At 71.1% G+C, this 1,816-nt stretch carries 2 protein-coding genes; both read left to right on the top strand.

What is annotated here, in order from left to right:
- Window positions 1-223: 223 nt before the first annotated feature.
- A complete protein-coding gene (locus FW784_RS13895; protein WP_149353917.1) occupies window positions 224-877 on the top strand; it encodes a thiol:disulfide interchange protein DsbA/DsbL in 654 nt (217 codons plus the stop codon).
- 28 nt (window positions 878-905) lie between these two features.
- Entirely contained in the window at window positions 906-1,616 is a 711-nt protein-coding gene (locus FW784_RS13890; protein ID WP_149353916.1) for a thiol:disulfide interchange protein DsbA/DsbL, read from the top strand.
- Window positions 1,617-1,816: the final 200 nt, after the last annotated feature.

The following is a 1,816-nucleotide window of genomic DNA, read 5'->3' as shown; positions in this document are numbered from 1 at the left end:
ACCCCGGCCACGCCGCTCGTAGCCCCGACCAGCGTGCCGGCGCAGACGACCGCCCCGGTCAAACCCGCCGCCACTCCGGCAGCCCCGGCCGCCGCTACGCCGAAGCAGGGTTGAACTCGGCGCCTGCGCGGCGGTCCGACGTGACCGGCCGACCGCGCCGCATCGACGCCGGCCGTGCCATGCGCGGTCGGCGTTTTTCGTATCTGCCTCCGGAATCCTCCGCATGAACCTGCTGCTCCGCTTCGCCGCCGTATGCCTGCTTGCCGCGACCGGCGCCGTGGCCGCCGCGCCCGCCGCGCCAGTGCAGGGCCAGGATTACGACGTCATCGACGGCGGTACGCCGTACCAGGCGGCGCCCGGCAAGGTCGAGGTCGCCGAGGTGTTCGGCTACCTGTGTCCGCACTGCGCCCATTTCGAGCCGGTCATCGAGGCCTGGGCGCGCAAGCTGCCGCCGCAGGCGGCGCTGGTGCCCGTGCCGGCCGACTTCCGCGACGACTGGGTGCCCTACGCCCGCGCCTATTTCGCCGCGCAGGCGCTCGGTGTCGCGGCGCGCAGCCACCAGGCGATGTTCGACGCATTGCACGTCGACGAGAGCCTGCCGCTGAGCGCCGCCTCGCCCGAGGAGATCGCGACGTTCTACCAGCGCTTCGGCATCGCACCGGCGCGTTTCCTTGCCGCTTACCGTGCACCGTCGGTCGACGCGCAGATGAAGCGTGCACGCGAATTCATCGTTCGCAGCGGCGTCGACGGCACGCCCACCCTCATCGTCGCCGGCCGCTACCGGGTCACCGCCGACTCGCGCGACAAACAGCTCGCCACCGCGCGCTGGCTGGTCGACCGCGAACTCGCCGCCAAGCGCCACACGGCCGCCCGATAATCGACGCCGCAACCCAGAAGGCCATGCCATGACGTACCGCCCCGCCCTGCTCGTCCTCGCTGTCGCCGGCTTACTCGCCCTCAGCGGCTGCGAGAAGGTGCCGCCGAAGGTCGCACCCGCCCCGGTCCAGACGCCTGCAGGCACGGCATCGCCCGCTGCGTCGCCGGGCGGCCTGGTTCCGGGCAAGGACTACGTCGATATCGCCAACGGGATGCCGTTCTCGCCCGAGACCGGCAAGATCGAGGTGGTCGAGGTGTTCGGCTACACGTGCCCGCATTGCGCGCACTTCGAGCCCATGCTCGAGGCGTGGAAGGCGAAGCAGCAGCCGGACGTCAACCTTGTGCTCGTGCCGGCGCCGTTCGGTGGCTGGTGGCAACCGTTCGCGAAGGCGTACCACGCGGCCGATGAAATGGGTCTGGTCCAGTCAACGCACGCCGCGCTCTTCAATGCGCTGCATGTCGACCACGCGCTGCCGACGCCGCCCGCGATCGCGACCGACAAGCAGGTCGCAGGCTTCTACGGCCAGCACGGCGCCAACGCGGCCGAGTTCGAGAAGCGCATGAACAGCGCTGGCGTCGCGCAGAAGCTGAAGCGCGACGCCGCCTTCCTCGAGCGCAGCGGCGCCGACTCCACGCCCACGCTGATCGTCGACGGCAAGTACCGCGTGATCGGGCAGTCGCCGGAAGACACGCTGCGCATCGTCGACGCGCTGGTCGCGCGCGAACGCGCCGCGCACTGACGTCGAGAGCGCGTAACCCGGCGCCGCGCGTGCGGCGGCTATGCTGTTCCCATCGAGCGGCCTGCGCCGCATCCGCAAGGAGATCGTCCCGATGCTGATCCACACGACCACGCGCCTGCACGCGCTGCGCTACCCGCTGGCGCTCGGCTTCGCGCTGTTGCTCGGCGCCTGTGGCAAGGGCGGCGACACCACGCCAACCG

Source organism: Cognatilysobacter lacus, from assembly GCF_008274655.1.
GTDB classification, from domain to species: domain Bacteria; phylum Pseudomonadota; class Gammaproteobacteria; order Xanthomonadales; family Xanthomonadaceae; genus Cognatilysobacter; species Cognatilysobacter lacus.
The sequence above is the reverse complement of the archived record's forward strand: the minus strand, read 5'-3'. Positions and strand labels throughout refer to the sequence as shown.